Source organism: Mesorhizobium opportunistum WSM2075 (assembly GCF_000176035.2).
In the GTDB taxonomy this organism is placed as follows: Bacteria; Pseudomonadota; Alphaproteobacteria; order Rhizobiales; family Rhizobiaceae; genus Mesorhizobium; species Mesorhizobium opportunistum.
Genome location: NC_015675.1, coordinates 4,519,988 through 4,538,363 on the forward strand (window position 1 = coordinate 4,519,988; position 18,376 = coordinate 4,538,363).

Sequence of the window (18,376 nt, forward strand, 5' to 3'; positions counted from 1 at the left end):
GTGGGACGCTCAGGCGCCGCTCACATGCAATTCATCGGTGGACAGCGCGCCTTCGGCAATCAGCAGTCCGATGCCACCGTTGGCAAACGCCTCGGCGCTGGTGTCATCAGCCTCGATCGCCACACCACCGAACAACGCTTTGATTCGGCTGCCCTTGACGGTCAGCGCCACCGGGATCCTCTGTTCGAAGACGAAGTCGTAAGTCGTCTCCGCCAGCACGACCGTGTCGGCATCCCGTGTGCGCACGATCTGCAGCTTGCCGTCGCGGGTGGCGCGCACGGCGTAGTAGCGCCGCAGGCCCTGAACGCGCGCGCAGACGCCGCCGTAATTGCCGAGATGAATGACGATGTCGCCCGAAACTTTGTAGTCGGTCCATTGCCGCGTGCCGTGAATGACGATCCCTTCGTCGCGGCTTTGCGAAACGCGGAAGCTCGGCGGATAGCGCTTGGAAAAGAAACTGACGCCATTGACCCAGGCCATGCGCCAGAAATCGCAGTCGCCGGCGGGGCGGTGCAGCGTGAGTTCCGGCGCTCCGTCCCACTTGAGGTAGTCGAGCAGCACGCTGCCATCGGCGCGCCTGCCGTCGCTGGCGAGCACGATGCCGATCTCGGCGATCGGCTGGCCGTCCAGATCCGGCAGGCGCCAAGACAGGACGCGCTCTTCGCCCGCCTTCAGGGTGACCGCATCGCCATCGATGTCGCGCAGACGATCCTCGCCATCAAAGGCGCGGATGCGCAGCCGCACCGACACCGCGCCCTTGTTGTGGCGATCGGCGACGACGCGCGCCTTGACCACTTGCCCGGGATAGACCAGCGGCGTCGCCATCAAATCGTAGGTGCGCATCGACAGCACCTCGCGCGGCGAGAATGTCGGCGTCGTCACCGCGGCGCTCAGCCCAGGCGCCAGTGCCTCGTAGTTTATGGTCAGCGCACGGGCATTCTCGAACTCGACATTGCCGACGCGAACGCCGATCGCCGAACCATGACCTTCGACGGGCCGAAAACCCTGCTGGCTGCCGGACAGCGAGAAATGGAACTGTGCGCCGTCCTTGGGTGCATCGAGCGGTGTGCCGCCGGCAAGCGTCATGCCGAGATTGGCGATGTAATAGGCGGTGCGCACCGCGTCGTTGATCGAGTTGCCGCCATCAGCCGACGAGATCAGCAGGCGGTCGGCGATCGGCCCCCGCCAGTCTGGGCCGGCCTCGATGCCGTCGAGGCCGAGCATCAGCGCCAGTAGGCAGCCGACATTGCCGGCATTGCAATCGGTGTCCCAGCCCGACGTGTTGACGATCATCTGCGCCTTCTGGAAATCGTCAGGAGCATAGAGCACGGCCATCACCATCAGCGCGTGGTTGGGCACGACGTGGCAATTGCCTGGATATTTGTCGTAGCCGTATTTGTCCTCGATCTTCTGGCGCGTGTCGTGCCAGTCGGGATGTGCCTTCACCCAGCCGCGGATGTCGGCGATGAGTTTGGCGATCAGGCTGTCGCGCGGGATGACCGACAGGCCGGTGTCGATGAGATGGTCGATGTCGCTGGAGACGAAGGCTTCGGCCTCCATTGCCGCCCACAGCATCGCCGCATGGACGGATTCGCCGTCATGCGAGACCTTGCCGGCCTGTTCGGCAAGCTTTGCCGCCAGTTGCGGCTGCCCAGGCGCCACCATCGCCCAGCCGTCGATGAAGATCTGGGCGCCGATCTGCTCGGCGACGGTCGCACCATTGGTGGCGATGGAACCCGAATGCGGGGCCGATATGCCCTTCTTGAGATTGAGCCATGCAGTATGCTCGGTCGAGTTGCCGCTGCCGCCCCACCACAGGATCGAACGCTCCTCGACGATATAGTTCAGCCATGCCTTGCCGATGGCCTCGGCCGGCAGATCGGGCGAGATGCCGTAATCCTCGAGCGCGCGGATGAACGTGAAGGTGCCGGCAACGTCGTCATCTGTGACCACCAGCGGCTGGTTCAGGCGCTCATGCACGTAGTAGTCGATCGGGCCGAGCTCCTTCATGATCTTCTGGTAGGTCCAACCCTCGAATGGCCGGCCGAGATAGACGCCCACCAGCTTGCCGAGCACGCCGGCATAGACCCGTTCCAGATAGTCGTTTGGCAACTGCATGTTCTGCTCCAGATAATCGAAAAATTTCAGCCCTTTACCGAGCCGCCCGCCATGCCTTCGATGAACCGTTTCTGCATGGCGACGAACAGCACCACCACCGGCACCACGATGATCAGCGCGGCAGCCATGATCTCACCCCAGTCCGAGCTGTACTGCCCGCTGAGCAGGTAGAAGGCGATCACGGCGGTGACCTTGTCCGCCTTCTGCAGGAAGGTCGCCGCGATCAGGAATTCGTTCCAGGAGTTGAGCCCGATGATCAGTGCGACGGTCAGGATGCCGGGCGACACGATGGGCAGCATGACCCTGGAAAACACCTGCCAGGAGGTGGCGCCGTCGATCAGCGCGGCCTCCTCGAGTTCCTTCGGCACGGCGATGAAATACGTCCTCAGCAGCATCACCGCGAATGGACTGTAGAGGGCGGTGTAGATCAGCGCGACGCCGAACACGTTGTTGATCAGCCCGAGCTTGGCGAAGCCGAAATAGAGCGGGAAAATGTAGAGCTGGATCGGCGCCGTGGTCGTCGCCAGCAGGTAGAACGTCCAGATCTTCCACGAAGCGATTTTCCTGCGCGCCAGCACGTAGGCCGACAGCGAGGACGTCGAGCAGACGAGGACGATCGTCGTTCCTGAAAGCAGCAGCGAGTTGACGAAGGTTTTCGAAAACTTGGCGTGGGTCCAGGCGTTGACGAAATTCTCCCAGCGGATGGGATTGGGCAGCGCCAGGGGGCTCTGCACGATCTGGGCCGCGGGCTTCAGCGAATTGAGCACCAGCAGGGCGATCGGAAACAGGGCGATGAAGGCACCGATGCCCAGCACCATGTAGGAGACCGTCAGGGTGGCCCGGCTTTCGACCATTCTCATTGATCGCCCTCCTGCGTCTGCAGGCGTACGTAGAAGAACGTGCCGACGAGGCCGAACAGGCTGATGACCAGTGCCGCCGCGGCTGCCTGCCCGACATTGAGATCGTAGAAGGCGTGGCGGTAGGCCAGCGTCGACAGCACCTCGCTCGAAAAAGCCGGGCCGCCCTGGGTCAGGATGTAGACGAAGTCGAAGGCGAGGAAGCTCCAGATCACCGTCATGATCATCATCAGCATGATGGTCGGCCGGATCGCCGGCAGCAGCACGTAGCGCATCATTTGCCCATAGCTCGCGCCCTCGATGCGCGCCGCCTCGATGTGCTCCTGCGGCACCTGGCGCAGCGCCGCGAAGAAGATGACGCACAGAAATCCCCACCAGTGCCAGAGGTCGACAGTCGCCACGCCGAACAATGCCGTCGATGGTTGCGCCAGCGGATTGGCCACGGGCAAGCCCATGCGCGCCAGCATGCCGAACACACCGGTGACGGGGCTGTAGATCATGCCTTGCCAGACGCGCGCGGTGATGACCGTGGCGATGACGACGGGCAGGAAATAGACGACCTGGAAGAAATTGCTGCCGCGCCTGACGATCAGCAGCATCGAGGCCGCCAGCAGTCCCATGGCGATCGGCACGATGAGGAAGATGCAGGTCCAGATGATGTTGTTGGTCAGCGCCGACCAGAAGACGCCGTCGGCAAACAATGCCCGGAAATTGTCCAGCCCGGAAAAGGTCGGCGTCGAAATTCCGTCCCAGTTGCAGAACGCCAGGACGACCGTCAGCAATGCCGGAACCAGCACGATGACGAAATTGATGATCAGCGTCGGGACGAGATAGAGCCGGTGCATGGACAATTGCCCTGGGTTTTCAGAGGGCGCCCTGTCAGGCGCCGCTCCTTCGCTGGTTCGGATGGTTCGTGGCTGATACCGGTGCCGGCCTCAAGCCCGCTTCGGGACCGCCGGCACCTTGCCGGCCGCCTTTTCCTGCTGGAAGGCGTCGTCGAGCTTCTTGAGGTAGTCCTTCGAGCTGATCTTCTTCAGCCAGACTTCCTCCATGCCGCTGACCAGATAGGTGTCGGTGGCGGGCGGCAGGAAGGTCCATGTCGTGTAGCCGTACTGGCCGGCGCCGACGGCCGACGACAGGTTCTTCATCGTTTCGGTGTAGAGCGGCAACACCTTGTCGGAAAGCTTCACTCCCGACAGATCCTTCAGCGGCAGGTTCCACTCGCCTTGCCACACCGAGTTCATGTCGCCGTAGAATTTATCGCTGAAAATAGTGTCGAGCACCGCCGCCGCTCCATCGGCATTTTCGGATTTCGCGTTGATGGAGAGCGTCGAGCCGATGCCGAGCGCATAGACCGGCGGGCCGCTCGTGCTCGGAAAACCAACGAAGGCCGGCTCGGCATTGTTGGGCGGGAAATAGGTCGGGATGTTGGTGAAACTCCAGGTGCCGCTCGGCGCCATCCCGGCCTGGCCGGTCGCCACCTGGGCGAATGCCTGCTCCAGCGTCAGCGAAAAATAGTTCGGGCCGTAATAACCCTTCTGCCACCACTCATCGAGCTTATCGATCGCCGCCTGAATGGACGGGTCGGTCCACGGAATGGCGCCGGTCAGCGCCTTGTAGACATTGTCGGGGCCGGCCACCGAGTTGAGCACGATCGAGACATGGTGCTCGTTGGCCGGCCGCCAGTCCGCATTGCCGCAGCCGAACGGGACCAGGCCCTTGCCCTTCATCTCGTCGGCGAGCGCCTCGAGTTCGGCGATTGTGGTCGGCGCCTTCCAGCCGTTCTTGTCGAACAGCGTCTTGTTGTAGAACAGGCCCAGCGTCTCATAGGTCTTGGCAAGCGCGTATAGCTTTCCTTCGTATTTTCCCAGTTCCATGAACAGCGGCAGCAGCCGGTCGTCCCAGCCGAGCTTCGCGGCATAGTCGTCGAGCGGCAGCAACTGCCCCGCCTGCGCCATCGACGCGACATAGCTCGGTCCGGCGGTGAAGACGACATCGGGGCCATTGCCCGAGAGCATCGCAATGCGCAACTGCTTGTCGAGGTCGGAGCCGCGGAAGTCGATCGAAAGATCATCCTGTGGATGTGCGGCATTGAATGGGTCGATCAGAATGGTCTTGAGATTGTCCTGGTTTTCCGGCGAGGCGGATTCGTACCAGAAACCGATAGGCTTCTTGTCGTCTGCAAAGGCCAGGCGCGACAGCAGCGGCAGGGCGGCGAGGCCGAGGCCGGTCTTGAGCAATGTACGGCGTTCCATGTTTTCTCCTCCGATCTTTCTCGTTTCTTGTTTCAGGTTGAGCCGCGTTCGATCAGGCTGAAGGGCATCTCGAGCGCGGTGCCGGCGCCGGGCGTGGAGCCGCGCAGCCGTTCCATCAGGATCTGTGCGGCCTTGATGCCGATGTCGCCCTGGAATTGGGAAACCGTGGTGAGCGACGGCGTGACCAGTCGTGCCGCTGAAATATCGTCGAAGCCTGCGACGGCGATATCCCCCGGAATAGCGATGCCGCGATCGCGCAGCGCCTGCATCACGCCAATGGCCATGAGGTCGTTGGCGGCAAAGATCGCCGTCGGCGCATAGCCGCTGGCAAGCACCGTCTCGGCCGCCCGGGCTCCGCCGGTTTCGCTGAATTCTTCGTCGATCACGATATGGGGCGTGCCACCGGCCTCGGTGAGCGCGGTGCGGTAGCCTTCGACCCGAACGCCCTGGGGGCCGCCCCGGCCGGCGACCATGGCGATGCGGCGATGGCCCCGGCCGATGAGAAACTGTGTTACCGCAAGGGCGGCGGCGTAGCTGTCGATAAAAATATCGTCGATGGCGATATCGCCGCCGCGTTTCTTGCTCGATTCGATGCGCACCACCGGCACGCCCGCATCGACCAGCGGCTTGAAGTCGCCGGCGCGCAACGTGAAGAACACGCCTATCACACCGTCCACGCGCCCCTGCCTGGACCAGTCGAGAAAATGGCGCTCCCGCTCGGGCGACCCATCGGTGCTGACCGCGATCACGTCATAGTTGAGATCCTCGGCCACCGACTGGATGCCGCGCATCAATGCCGGATAGAAGGGGTTGGTGATGTCGGGCACGATGCAGGCAATGGTCATGGTGCGATTGGTCTTGAGCGCCTGCGCGAACCGATTGGGCGTATAGCCGAGCTTCGCCGCCGCATTGGTGATCCGCTGCCAGGTCTCGGACGACAGCGCCGGAGACCCGCCGCCGCTCATCACCATCGACACGCTGGCCTGCGACACACCGGCCAGCCGTGCGACGTCTTTCTGTGTGGCCCGGCCCGTACGCAAGTGAAACTCGTCCCTTATACGTAACAATAAGCTCCTAATACGTATTAAAGTGCATCGGATCGGGCGTCAAGACGAAGTTTTGCGTTCAACCGCCGAGGTTTGCCGATGCATCCGAGAGGGCTGATCGCGCTATCGAGAGCCTCGAGCCGGCGTCTTCGGGCCTATATTTCGCTCCGACGTGCGGGGCTTAATGATCCTCGTGGGCAACGAAAAAAGACATTCGTTGTCCAGTGGACGCATAGCTTGATTCTTGACCGACCTGTCGCACTGCGAAGCGAAGGTTTACGAAGCGAGTAACAGGCTCGTGACGGTACGGGGAAGCTTCAGCGCCGCCTCCACTCGGGCCTATCGAGGGCTGTCGTAGCAACCCGGGTCGCGCCCCTATTCAGTGTTGCGAATGCTGCAGTGTAGGTTCGTCGAAGTTCGACCGCTTATTCCGGCGCCGTTGCGCGTTATCATTTTGCGTTCGCCGCATCCTCGATCAGAGCAGCCACTTCCCGAGCGTGGGAGACCATAACCAAATGGGAAGCGCCTGGGACGACCACTGTTTTCCGCGCATGGGCACGGCCAGCCATGAAAGCCATCGCGACCGGCGGAATGTTGCGGTCTGCAGCCCCGTAAATCGACCAGGACGGCACGGTCTTCCACGCCGCACGAACTGCGCGGTCGGCCAGGGCGGCCTGATTCACCGGTCGTTGCGCCGCAGCCATCAGCCGCGCGTCCACCTCCGGGAGGTCGGCAGCGAACTGCGCATGGAATTTGTCCTGCTGGATGTACAAATCCTGCTCACCGTTTGCCAGATTGACTGGGGGCGCAAGGGTGGGCCCGAGCGTGCTTCCCGGAAATTTGTCAGTCAGCTCGAGACTGCTCTCACCAACGTCGGGCTCAAAGGCAGCAACATAGACGAGTGCCTTCACGTTGGGTAACTGGCCCGCCATATCGGAGATCACCGTCCCAGCGTAAGAGTGGCCCACAAGAATGACCGGTCCCTTTACCGAACCAACGACGCTTGCGACATGAGCCGCGTCTCCAGAGACGCTTCGCAAAGGATTGGCCGCCGCGATCACTGTGAATCCATCTTGCGTCAGATCCGCGATCACGCCGTTCCAGCTGGCGGACTCCGCGAATGCGCCGTGGACCAAGACGATGGTGGGCTTCGGCTCGCCGGCGAGGGCGGCAGTGGCGCCGGCCAGACTAAATGCCCCAACGATCGCACCAATATTGACGAAGCTGCACATGACCCAACCTTTCTGATAAATGTCTCACCATCAGAACCGCTGAGCGGCGCCAAATCTATCGCACCAAAGTGTCGCCGATACCTTGGTGTTGGTGTGCTCAGTTGGATGGCAGGATCGGACTCGCGTAGCAGCCCTTTTGCCGTGCCTGGTTCTCAACATTGAAACACGTGAACCTGGCTTGAATTTCAGTGCCACTGCCGACTGCGGTCTTAAGGAGATGTGAAGACCCCGAGCTAGCCAGCGTCCGAGAAATCTCTCCTACCCAATGGCGAAAATGCGCTGCGGCGTTCGAGGAGACTTCTCTCGTTTAGGATTTTGGACGGCAACGCTCGCCGCCTCATCTCTGTGGCGATTCTTCGCGCACTGAAAGCGCTGTGGGTCGTCCCGAAACCCCTACGGCCTTTCAACACTCAATTGCCGCTCCATTGCCGCCTCAGCTTCGAGGCTCTCGATGTCGCGGAAGATCGATGCAACGGCCACCGTACGGCCTGCGCGCTTGAAGCGCAGCAGGCAGTCTTTTGCGCCAATGTCTCCATCAACTACGATCTCGTCCCATCGCTCGGCGTGACCTACGTAGTTGATCGGGACGTCGTAATGCTGACTCCAAAAGAACGGCACTGCGAGGAATTTCTCGCGATGGCCGAGCATATTGAGTGCTGCAGTTTGCCCTTGTCTCTCTGCCACCACCCAATGCTCGACACGAATATTCTCGCCACTATGCGGATCTGGCCACCGCGCAATGTCGCCTGCCGCGAAGATCCCAGGTGCGCTCGTCTCCAGAAAAGCATTTACTGCGACACCGCGATCGATGTTGAGCCCGGCCTTTTCGGCGAGCCCGATCCGGGGTCGCACGCCGATGCCCGCGACGACGAAATCCGCCTCAAGCGTATTTCCGCTGTTGAGTTTCAGCTTCTTGCCATCGATGCTGATCGCGGTGTCCTCGAGATGGAATACGACACCATTCTCCTCGTGGAGGGCGCGGATGAAGTCGCCCATTTGCGAACCAAGAATTCGTTCCATGGGGCGTTTATCCGGCGCCACGACATGAATTTCGATACCGCGCGAGCGCAGGGCCGAGGCAACTTCCAGGCCAATGAAACTGGCGCCGAGCACGACAGCGCGGCGCGCGCTCGATGCGTGCTCGATGATGGCCTTGCAATCTGCGAACGACCGGAGCGTGTGAACGTGTGGCTGGTCTGCGCCGGCTATGCCCAGGTGAACCGGCTCGGCTCCGGTCGCAAGCAGTAGCCTGTCGTAAGGTGTCCGGGTCCCGTCCGCGAGTACAACCTCGCGAGAGCGTGCATCGATGCTGGCGACTTCCGCATTGAGACGCAGGTCGATATCGTTCTTTGCGTAAAAGCTTTCGTCGCGAAGCGGAACCCAATCTTCCGGCGCTTTGCCAGCCAGATAGTCCTTGGAAAGATTAGGCCGATCAACCGGCGGCGCGTCGTCGTTGCTTAGCATGACGATACTGCCTTGGTAGTGTTCGCGTCGCAGTTTTTCGGCTGCTGCAAAACCGGCCGCGCCCCCGCCGACAATGACGATCTTCCCGGGAGCCTGGCCGGAGCCTCCTGCGCGCTGCTTCGGTGTCGTCCGTTTTTGTTTCTCTCTTACGAATATCCGATCATCGCGCAGCTCCACCGACCAGCAAGTGAGTGGATTGAAGGCAGGCGCGCGCAAGGCTTCGCCCGTGCGCAAGTCGAAACAGGCGTGATGCCAAGGGCACCGAACCGTGTTCTCAACCACCAGACCATCAACGAGTGGCCCGCCGTAGTGGGTGCATTTCGCCCCGACGGCGAAGACCTCAGTCCCACGGCGTACCAACAACACCCGTTCACCGTCAGAATGGCCGACGAGATTTCCGCCGTCGGGAAGGTCGGATAAGGCGATGCCGTTGGCCAGATCCGGTCCATTCGGTTTGATATGATCTTCAGCCATCTTCTTCTCCCTTGCCGATGCAATATTGAAATCGTCTCCGACATCGCCTGCCTCCAACCCTTGGCCAGGCGGGCGGAGCGGACAGTCAGGCTCGCCTGTTTCTCCGTCCCGGCCAACATACTGCGGATTTTACGGCGGTCATTGGACCGCCGGTCCATGCCCAGCGGCCCGGCAGGAACGAGTCAGCGCCGCTGCTTTGATTTCTTTACTCAACATAAATCCATTTCGGAAAATCGACGTCACCGCCGAATTATCATTTCGCGGCTATCAGACCCGCGCTGCCCCGCAAAATCCATTGGACCCAGGTATCGCCGATACCTTTGTTCCGGCGACGACGTGGGTACGCCGCCATTGGCGCTGTCCTGCCGCGAGCGCCTCCGCATCAGCGTGGCGGATCCTCGGCTTGCCGAGAGATCCGCTTGACGCCGGAGCATACCAACGTATCGGCGATACCAACGTTCAATAGAGCCTACCGGTACTTACTGGCCTCATGGGCTGATGCTGTCTCGACGCGAGCAGCTTTGGTCAGGTTATGAGGAGGTACAGATGTCATCATTATCTTCAATGTCCACCCGTCGGGAAGTTCTCGCGGCATCCGCCGCAGGGGCTATTGCAATAGTTACCTCGCCGGGTGTCGCCGGAGCGATTTCGACGAGTGGCGGAACTGCTGCCATTCGTCCATTCCGCGTCCAAGTTGCAGACGCGGATCTCGTCGACCTCAAGCACCGTCTCAAAGCCACGCGTTGGCCCGAGCGCGAGACGGTGAAAGATACCAGTCAGGGCGTTCGGCTCGCGACAATGCGGGCTCTCGCGCATTACTGGGAGACCGAATATGATTGGCGCAAATGCGAGACTTATCTGAACGGTTTGCCGCAGTTCGTTACTGAGATTGATGGGCTTGATATCCACTTCATCCACATTCGCTCGAAGCATGCGAACGCGCTGCCGATCATCGTTACCCATGGATGGCCCGGCTCCATTATTGAGCAGTTGAAGATCATCGGTCCTCTGACAGATCCGACGGCCCATGGGGGTAGTGCTGCCGACGCCTTCGACCTGGTGATCCCCTCGCTCCCGGGGCATGGGTTTTCAGGAAAGCCGACGGCGCCTGGCTGGGATCCGATCCGGATCGCGCGGGCCTGGGGCGAGCTGATGATCCGCCTCGGGTACACGCGGTATGTAGCGCAGGGTGGCGATTGGGGGAATGCCGTTACCGAGCAGATGGCCCTCCAGATGCCGTCTGGTCTTGTCGGGATCCACACGAACATGCCAGCCACGTTGCCGGATCAAGTGTCGAGCGCGCTCGCAGCGGGCGGCCCTGCGCCCTCTGATCTGGCCGCCGACGAACGCTATGCTTGGGATCAACTCGACTTCTTTTGGAAGCATGGGTTGGCCTACGCGCAAGAGATGGCGAACCGACCGCAGACGCTGTACGCCCTGGCCGATTCACCTATTGGGCTGGCAGCCTGGATGCTCGACCACGATGCACGCAGCTACGACCTGATCGCTCGCGTCTTCGACGGAAAGTCCGAAGGTCTGTCCAAGGAAGACGTCGTCGACAACATCGCGCTCTACTGGCTGACCAATACCGCGGTCTCATCGGCGCGCCTCTACTGGGAAAGCAAGCTGGCCTTCTTCGCGCCAAAAGGCGTGCCTCTCCCCACCGCAGTGAGTGCGTTTCCGGACGAGATCTACACGGCGCCGCGGAGTTGGACCGAGAAGGCATATCCCAAGCTGATCTACTACAATCGTCTCCCGAAAGGTGGTCACTTCGCAGCTTGGGAACAGCCGCAGGTTTTCGCCAATGAGCTTCGGGCCGCGTTCGGGTCGTTGCGTAGCGCCTGATCCTGCCCGTGTAGAAAACTGCTCCGGTCCTCCAATTTCAGGGCCGTTTGGCGCCGTGGCCGTTCCACTTTGGTGGGGCGAGCACGGCGCCTCCTTACGTGTGTATGCTCGCCGTTGCTGGCTGGTCTTGGTCCACTCTCCGATCAAGCGACGCCAATCGCCAGCCGACGACTTGCATGGATGATGAGCTACCTCCCTGCACCCTGGCATCACGGGTCGTAAAGCGGGGGCTGAGTTTCGCCGAGCTGATCCACGTTGTCGTGCATCGGTGGCCCGGCTGGGAAGTTTAGGAGCAATCCATCACTCGTCGGATCGCAAGCGCAGTCGCGGCGGGCGGAACAAGCGATTGAACGGCTGACATGCACCCGACATACGTGCGGGTGATCTTCCAGTCATTCCTGTTCGCGAAGCGTTTGAGCGCGAGTCTTTCCGTAGGGGTAGAAGAGCTCCTTACGACCCGCCTGCCACGCGTTCCTGAGGTCCGGCGTGGTGATATCCCAATCCGGCCGGCATTTCATCGTAACCGCACGCATGTCCTGTCGCAGTTCTTCCACGGTGGGTCGCCCGAAGAACCAATACCCGTTGTAGATCTTGTAAACGATCAGCCCCGGTTCCATGACGATAACGTGAGGGATCATGGGGTTGTGCGCGGGATCCGTGTACTCGGCAATATCGAGGTCCTGCTGTACAACGCGCCGCGGGTCCGAGAGAAAAGACCAATGGGCGCCTACGCCGGAACGATATTCGTTCGTCTCCAGAAGATTGTCCGTCGTGATGGTTACAAGCCGGCAGTAACCCACTTCCATTTCACGATGCAGCTGGACCAGCCCTTCCGCCTGCCGGCGATCCCTGGGGCAATAGCCACCCCTGCCGAGGACAAGGACCAGAGGGTCGCTTCCCTGCAACTCGGAAAGCCTGCGCCGTGCAGCGGTGTGATCCGAAAGCTCATAGTCCGGGAAAATAGAGCCAGGTACGACATTGGACCGCATGTTCATCCTCGCTGACAAGTCGCAAAACTCGAGTCACCAAACTTGTAGACAAAGGAGATTACAAAGCGGGAGCGGGATCAAATCTATTTATACGTTAGTGTTGCCGATACCATTGAATGAGGTGGTGATCGTAACATGGAAGCTTCTGGTACGAAATATGGTCTTAGCAATACGATCCTCCAATGGTGGCCGCCCGCGATCAGCCACAAAATCCACACCTTGTCACCGCGTCAGCGCAGAGGCCTTTAGATGGATGCGAAGACGCCGCAGATTCGCCTCTCTCCATTCTCACCGTCGTGTTAGGGAGCGACTTTTCACAGCCCGCTCTGAATGTAATGGAGCCGGAAGTCGTTGGGAATTCGGACAGGTCGTGACGGCCTTGGAGGGTGATGCTCAGATCGTATGGTCATCGGCATTGCCGGCGAGGGGTAGTTCCTCTCGCAGGCCGATCTTATCGCCAGATCGGGACGGTCCCAACTGGTCTAAAATCCCCTCTGCATGCCGGCGCCGCCTGGCGTCGGCACGCGTCCATCAACTTGGGATGTCCGATCCTCCAGGAATTCGGGAATTGAAAAGCAAACGGTTACGCCTGAGCCATCATTCGCCTCTGCCCAAATGCGGCCGCGATGGTTCTCGATGATTGAACGACTAACCGAAAGCCCTATGCCCATGCCGTCGGCTTTGGTGGTGTAAAAGGCTTCAAAAATTTGCTCCATGTCCTGAGCGCCGAAGCCAATACCGGCATCTTCTACGGAAAGCCGGATGTTGCCGTCTTCGCCAAGCTCGGTCGCGATGACCACCCGCCTCGGGCGATCACTGACGGTCATCACGGCGTCTATCGCGTTGCGCAGCAGGTTCATGATGACCTGTTGAAGTTGGACACGATCGCCGGCCGCCATTGGGAGTCCGGTGGCAAGTTTAGTAATAAGTGATATGCTGTTTCGCTGAAGTTCTCCCAAGGACAACGCAATCACTTCGCGGATCGCCTCATTCAGATCCACGGGTTCCATGACGGCCGCTCGCTTGCTAAAGAGCGCTCGCAGTCGCGTTATCACGTCGGCCGCACGATTGCCGTCGCGGATGGTCCGGCGTGCCGTTTCGCGAGCGCCATTTATGTTTGGTGGGTCGTCGGCCAGCATCCGCAGACAGGTTCCGGCATTCGTAATGATGCCAGCCAGTGGCTGGTTGACCTCGTGTGCAATAGATGCGGTCAGGGCGCCCAGGCTCATGATCCGCATAGCCAATCCAAGCTCTGTTCGCACCTTCTCAAGCGCCTCTTCAGAGAGCCTACGTTGTGTGATGTCGAGGACCGCGCCAATATACTCCATCGCGCCAATCGAGTTTCGCACGCCATGTGCAATGAGGTGCAGGTGTTTGATAGACCGGTCGGACGTGATGATCCGGTGCCGGTATTCCAGGTCATTCTCACCGCGCTCTGCCCGTTCAACCATATCGCCTAGCATTGGCATGTCCTCGGGATGGAAGCGGCTCGCGATCAGCTGGAAAGTCACATGAAGGCCCGGCTGCAGATCAAAGATACGATAGAGCTGCTCCGACCACACCATCTCCGCTTTCGAGACATCCCAGGAGAAACTCCCCATTCGTGCAAGATTCTGACCCTCGGCTAGAAACGCCTCGCTGCGCCGGAGCTCTTCTTCGGCGCGTTTACGATCGTCGATGTCGGTCATCAGCACATACCACCGGACGATGCATCCATTGCTGGCTCGAAGTGGCTGGCCTCGGAGCTGGAACCAGCGATAGGTGCCGTCGAAACGTCGAAGCCGGGTTTCAAAGTCAATCCCCCGACCAGTCCCGAGCGACTGCGTTAGAGCGTCAATGTGGCGGCTGAGATCATCCGGATGGACCGTGCCGTTGGTCGCCCAGTGCGCGAATTCTTCCAGGGTCTGGCCAAGATACTCGAGAAATTGCTCGTTGAGACTTTCCGGTTCGCCATCTTCGTCAAAAATAGCCACGAGACCCGGAATCGTATTGACGATAAGCCGTGACTGGCGCTCGCTCTCAACCAGCGCTTGCTCCGCGCGTTTTCGATCGTCAATCTCAACGTTCGTCCCATACCACCTGACGATGTTTCCGGCTTCGTCGCGCAAAGTGTCGCCGAGAAAGAGGAACCACCGATACTCGCCATCGAAACGGCGCATGCGCGCTTCGGTTTCACCTGGACTGCCTGATGCGAGGGATGCCTTCCAAAATCGCACAAGCTCGTCAAAGTCATCTGGATGGATTGCAACCCGCCAGCCCCATCCCTCCGCCTGCTCCATCGAGAGACCGGTGAAGTCAAGCCAGCGATCGTGAAGGAAGTCGCAGTAGCCGTCCGGACGGGTAGACCATATAGCTGTCGGAATCGTGTTGATAATCTGTCTCAGGTTGCGCTCACTCTCGCGCAGTGCCTGGTCCGCTCGTTTGCGGTCCTCTATGTCGACATTCGTCCCGTACCATCTGATTATGGTACCCGCCTCATCTCGCAACGGGTTGGCGAGAAACAGGAACCATCGGTACTCTCCATCGTATCGACGAATGCGGGCTTCCGTCGAGACTGGTGTGCCGGATGCGAGGCACGATTGCCAATACTCAGCCAGACCACTGGCGTCGTCTGGATGAATCGCGGCCGCCCAGGCCCATCCCACCGCCTGGTCTTCTGTGAATCCCGCATAGTCGAGCCAGCGGTCATTGAGGAAGTCGCAATACCCGTCCGGCAGGGTAGACCATGCGGATGTCGGAATCGTATTGATGATCTTGCGGAGATTGACTTCGCTGTCCCGCAGCGCCTGGTCTGCGCGTTTGCGATCTTCTATGTCCACATTCGTCCCGTACCATCTGATTATGGTACCAGCCTCATCTCGCAACGGATTAGCGAGAAACAGGAACCATCGATACTCTCCATCGAATCGACGAATGCGGGCTTCCGTCGAGACTGGTGTGCCGGATGCGAGGCACGATTGCCAATACTCGGCCAGACCACTGGCGTCATCCGGATGAATTGCGGCCGCCCAAGCCCATCCCACGGCCTGGTCGGATGTGAACCCCGCATAGTCGAGCCAGCGGTCGTTGAGGAAGTCGCAATACCCGTCCGGCAGGGTAGACCATGCGGATGTGGGGATCGTATTGATGATCTTTCGGAGATTGACCTCGCTCTCCCGCAGTGCCTCTTCGGCTTGCTTCCTCTCGTCGATATCAATGTGCAGGGAGTACCAGCGCATGATGCGCCCATTTCGATCCTCGAGTGGAAGCCCTCTAATCTGAAACCAACGGTACTTGTTGTCGGCGCCGAGAAGTCGCGCCTCGACTTCATAAGGCATCCCCGCCTTTATCGAATATCTGAAAGATTCGACGACGCGCTGAATATCCGCGGGGTGAACCGTCTCCGCTGTTCCCCATCCCTTTAGTTCATCCTTAGGTTTGCCGAAGTATCCAGCGATATAGCTGTTTACGGCTTCGATCTCGCCGGTCGGCGTCAAAACAGCAATTCCGGCCGGAATGCTGTCCGCTATCAGTTTGGCGTCGTCTTCATTTTCGCGGACGGCCACTTCAGATGGCTCTTCAGCCGCGATCTCATAGGATTCCTTGGCCAGACGTCTCCTGTCACTCGACAGTTTCAGCTCCTGTAACCTCACGCCCGCTTGGTTTGCGGCTACGTTCAGAACAAGGCTGTCGGTCTGCAGTGGAAAATCGACCCTTCTTGACCCTGTGAACAAAACTCCGATGTCGGCGAGTATCCCCAGCCGCAAGGCCGCGACCGATATAGGAACGTCTCCTTGAAAGCTGTTCAGCAATGGCCAGTCAGCCAGATCAACCTCGTTTAGTCCGTGAAACTCACGGATGATCGCTTCGGGTGAGACGGCAAATTGCTGGCCTGCACGGGCCACTTCGACGGGTTCCTCGTACGACGATTGGTTCAGTCGAATGTAAGCAAAATCGAGCCTCAGCATATCGACGAGCGTATCGAGCAATTTGCAAACGACTTCGGAAGCCATGTCGCCGCTTAACAAGATGGGAACCTCAACCAACCTGGCTAGGTTATTCATGCACCGATACAGACGCTCAGTTTCCGCGCTAGCGCCCTCGCGTTGACGTCCCATGTTAAACTGTGATCTCCGAAAAAACCCCTGCCGGCGACGTTTGTGTCGGTGCCCCGTCGTATCATGTACCCGCCCTCCCAAGATGCTGGCACATACGCGCGAGCGAGTTTGCACCCACTCGGTGCGCTGGTCCATTATGCCTTGGTGTCGGCTCACCAACCAATAGCACTCAGCAACATGGAAAGATCCCGGTCGATACCAAAGTGCTATGGATTCTCTGGCTAAGCAGGGGCACCCTAACCTGTGGTGAGGACGTCATTGCAGGCGATACTGGCTATGAATGAGCGCTCTAAGCGAACTGCGAGATAATGATGACATCCGGCGCTCTCTTGGCTGAGTACAGAGAGCTTCCACTCCGCCTCAAAGATGCAAACAATATGGCCATGCTATGCGGCCTACATACCGAACTCGATCAGGTTGCCGCACTATTTCTCAAAATCATTTTTACCAGACGCGGGCCCGATTGTGCGCATTTTCTGCCGGAGCGGTCCTGGGTACGTTCGGCTTACCAAGCTGGCGCGGCGGTCGCAGTCAGCATCAGCGTGCCGGCGGCGGGGCGTTTTGCCTTGACGCACTCTGCCTCTTCTTTGTGGCTTGCGTTTCTTTCGCGCAGTGTGAGAATTTCGTCGAACAGCTTTAGGGGCATGCCGCCGAGTTTGGCGGAGAATATCGGAAGCGTATGATGATGGAACGCGCAATTATCGCTGTTGTCGATGATGATGAGTCCGTGCGCGAGGCGCTTCCTGACCTCATTGGCATGTTTGGTCACGGAGCCGAAGCGTTCTCCTCCGCGGAAGAGTTCCTGGCCTCGAGACTAGTCGATCACACCAAGTGCTTGGTCCTTGACATCGCAATGCCAGGGATGTCGGGGATCGAGCTCCAACGCGAGCTGACGCAACAAGGCCGACAGATACCAATTGTTTTTATAACGGCCCATGGAGATGAGCAATTTTGCCGTCGTCTGCGCCAAAGCGGGACAATCGAATGCCTGCTGAAGCCATTCACGGACACTGCACTACTCGATGCGATCAACGCTGTAATGCGCTGACCGCCCGAGCGGACGTCGCTCATGAGCCGGTCCGCCTCCAGCCCGGATCCCAGGCCTTCGGTCTTGTCCACGGATAGTCTTCCCGACCACGATGGCCGCCCTGAAGCAGTGACGCTTCCATCATAACGCGCTGGCACCCGAACCTCGCTGACGCCAAACGGCATGGAGCCCTCTTTTTCGATAAGGGTGTCGATCTCGCCCATCCAAAATCGACACCAACGCATAATAGACGTTCGTGTCGGCCGGGTGCATTCATGGTTCGGAGGTAGGCACGTTCCGCTAGGCGACGCTTCATGAGGAAGACCCCACATCCCATTCCTTTTGCGGGATCCCAACTTGGGGACATGCGTCATGCCTGTGCATTTTTCAACGGCGACGATGATGCCTTTCGTGTGTTGTTTCCCTTCATGCAGGATGGTTTCGCATGCGGCGACAAAATCATTCACATTGTTAATCCAGGCGAGCGCTGCAGGCATTTGCACCGACTAAGGATGGCGGGCATCGACACGACAACTGCGGAGCAAAGCGGTCAGCTTGAATTTCGCACCAACACCGAAGCCTACCTCCGGGACGGTCGGTTCGATCAAGACCGGATGCTGGAGGTGTTTGAAACGCTGGCCAGCGGGAATGCCGAGAGTGGATTTCCCCTCAGTCGCATTGTCTGCCACATGGATTGGGCCTCCGAGGTGAGGTCGCATATTGACGACCTGGTGGAGTTTGAAGCTCGGGTAAACGACGTATGGTCCCGTCACGATGACGCGGTTATCTGCGTGTACGACTTGGCAAAATTTGGTGGCGATACGGTCGTTGACATCATGCGGACCCATCCGATGATCGTCATTGGCGGCATCTTGCAACAGAATCCATTCTTTATGCCGCCTGAGGACTTCCTTCGCGAGCTCCGTCAACGGCGGCTGGGTCAGGTGTCGCCCGACAAGACGACGAGCTAGC

13 protein-coding genes are annotated in these 18,376 nt (G+C 59.6%); 3 read left to right on the top strand and 10 right to left on the bottom strand.

Going from position 1 to position 18,376, the window contains the following annotated elements:
* Positions 1–9: 9 nt before the first annotated feature.
* From MESOP_RS21715 to MESOP_RS21745, 7 genes are all read right to left on the bottom strand, one after another.
* The gene (locus MESOP_RS21715; protein ID WP_013895491.1) at positions 10–2,118 is read right to left on the bottom strand and encodes an ADP-ribosylglycohydrolase family protein; all 2,109 of its coding nucleotides are present in this window, start codon (positions 2,116–2,118) and stop codon (positions 10–12) included.
* Positions 2,119–2,144: 26 nt separating this feature from the next.
* Positions 2,145–2,978, bottom strand: coding sequence for a carbohydrate ABC transporter permease (locus MESOP_RS21720; RefSeq protein ID WP_013895492.1), 834 nt, complete (start codon positions 2,976–2,978; stop codon positions 2,145–2,147).
* Positions 2,975–3,820 (bottom strand): carbohydrate ABC transporter permease, encoded by an 846-nt coding sequence (locus MESOP_RS21725; protein WP_013895493.1) that lies wholly within the window; start codon positions 3,818–3,820, stop codon positions 2,975–2,977. Before MESOP_RS21725 ends, MESOP_RS21720 begins: the two co-directional genes overlap by 4 nt.
* Positions 3,821–3,910: 90 nt before the next feature.
* The gene (locus MESOP_RS21730; RefSeq protein ID WP_013895494.1) at positions 3,911–5,230 is read right to left on the bottom strand and encodes an ABC transporter substrate-binding protein; all 1,320 of its coding nucleotides are present in this window, start codon (positions 5,228–5,230) and stop codon (positions 3,911–3,913) included.
* Positions 5,231–5,262: 32 nt separating this feature from the next.
* On the bottom strand, positions 5,263–6,270 hold the full coding sequence (locus MESOP_RS21735) for a LacI family DNA-binding transcriptional regulator (RefSeq protein ID WP_041164215.1): 1,008 nt from the start codon (positions 6,268–6,270) through the stop codon (positions 5,263–5,265).
* Positions 6,271–6,725: 455 nt separating this feature from the next.
* On the bottom strand, positions 6,726–7,490 hold the full coding sequence (locus tag MESOP_RS21740) for an alpha/beta fold hydrolase (RefSeq protein WP_041164919.1): 765 nt from the start codon (positions 7,488–7,490) through the stop codon (positions 6,726–6,728).
* A gap of 411 nt (positions 7,491–7,901) precedes the next feature.
* Entirely contained in the window at positions 7,902–9,446 is a 1,545-nt protein-coding gene (locus MESOP_RS21745; protein ID WP_013895497.1) for an FAD-dependent oxidoreductase, read from the bottom strand.
* Positions 9,447–9,992: 546 nt separating this feature from the next.
* Between MESOP_RS21745 and MESOP_RS21750 the strand changes: the two genes are divergently transcribed.
* Positions 9,993–11,291, top strand: a complete 1,299-nt coding sequence (locus tag MESOP_RS21750; protein WP_013895498.1) for an epoxide hydrolase family protein — start codon at positions 9,993–9,995, stop codon at positions 11,289–11,291.
* 392 nt (positions 11,292–11,683) lie between these two features.
* On the opposite strand, the gene MESOP_RS21755 is transcribed toward MESOP_RS21750, so the two are convergent.
* The 3 genes from MESOP_RS21755 to MESOP_RS35780 form a co-directional block, all read right to left on the bottom strand.
* Positions 11,684–12,280: a redoxin domain-containing protein gene (locus MESOP_RS21755; protein ID WP_013895499.1), complete on the bottom strand. Its 597-nt coding sequence runs from the start codon at positions 12,278–12,280 to the stop codon at positions 11,684–11,686.
* Positions 12,281–12,762: 482 nt separating this feature from the next.
* On the bottom strand, positions 12,763–16,272 hold the full coding sequence (locus tag MESOP_RS21760) for a PAS domain-containing protein (protein ID WP_167313570.1): 3,510 nt from the start codon (positions 16,270–16,272) through the stop codon (positions 12,763–12,765).
* Between the two features lie 610 nt (positions 16,273–16,882).
* Positions 16,883–17,146 (bottom strand): hypothetical protein, encoded by a 264-nt coding sequence (locus MESOP_RS35780; protein WP_013895502.1) that lies wholly within the window; start codon positions 17,144–17,146, stop codon positions 16,883–16,885.
* Here MESOP_RS35780 and MESOP_RS21765 point away from each other — a divergent pair.
* Together MESOP_RS21765 and MESOP_RS21770 are read left to right on the top strand one after the other, a co-directional pair.
* A complete protein-coding gene (locus MESOP_RS21765; protein WP_342447485.1) occupies positions 17,135–17,425 on the top strand; it encodes a response regulator transcription factor in 291 nt (96 codons plus the stop codon). The genes MESOP_RS35780 and MESOP_RS21765 overlap by 12 nt on opposite strands.
* A 293-nt stretch (positions 17,426–17,718) precedes the next feature.
* Entirely contained in the window at positions 17,719–18,375 is a 657-nt protein-coding gene (locus MESOP_RS21770) for an MEDS domain-containing protein (RefSeq protein ID WP_031249958.1), read from the top strand.
* Position 18,376 lies beyond the last annotated feature (1 nt).

Coding starts and splice junctions, on each gene's coding strand:
- MESOP_RS21725 (WP_013895493.1), bottom strand. CDS start 3,820: ATGCACCGGCTCTATCTCGTCCCGACGCTGATCATCAATTTCGTCATC.
- MESOP_RS21765 (WP_342447485.1), top strand. CDS start 17,135: ATGTTTGGTCACGGAGCCGAAGCGTTCTCCTCCGCGGAAGAGTTCCTG.
- MESOP_RS21750 (WP_013895498.1), top strand. CDS start 9,993: ATGTCATCATTATCTTCAATGTCCACCCGTCGGGAAGTTCTCGCGGCA.
- MESOP_RS21770 (WP_031249958.1), top strand. CDS start 17,719: ATGAGGAAGACCCCACATCCCATTCCTTTTGCGGGATCCCAACTTGGG.
- MESOP_RS21715 (WP_013895491.1), bottom strand. CDS start 2,118: ATGCAGTTGCCAAACGACTATCTGGAACGGGTCTATGCCGGCGTGCTC.
- MESOP_RS21745 (WP_013895497.1), bottom strand. CDS start 9,446: ATGGCTGAAGATCATATCAAACCGAATGGACCGGATCTGGCCAACGGC.
- MESOP_RS21760 (WP_167313570.1), bottom strand. CDS start 16,272: ATGGCTTCCGAAGTCGTTTGCAAATTGCTCGATACGCTCGTCGATATG.
- MESOP_RS21755 (WP_013895499.1), bottom strand. CDS start 12,280: ATGCGGTCCAATGTCGTACCTGGCTCTATTTTCCCGGACTATGAGCTT.
- MESOP_RS21720 (WP_013895492.1), bottom strand. CDS start 2,978: ATGAGAATGGTCGAAAGCCGGGCCACCCTGACGGTCTCCTACATGGTG.
- MESOP_RS21730 (WP_013895494.1), bottom strand. CDS start 5,230: ATGGAACGCCGTACATTGCTCAAGACCGGCCTCGGCCTCGCCGCCCTG.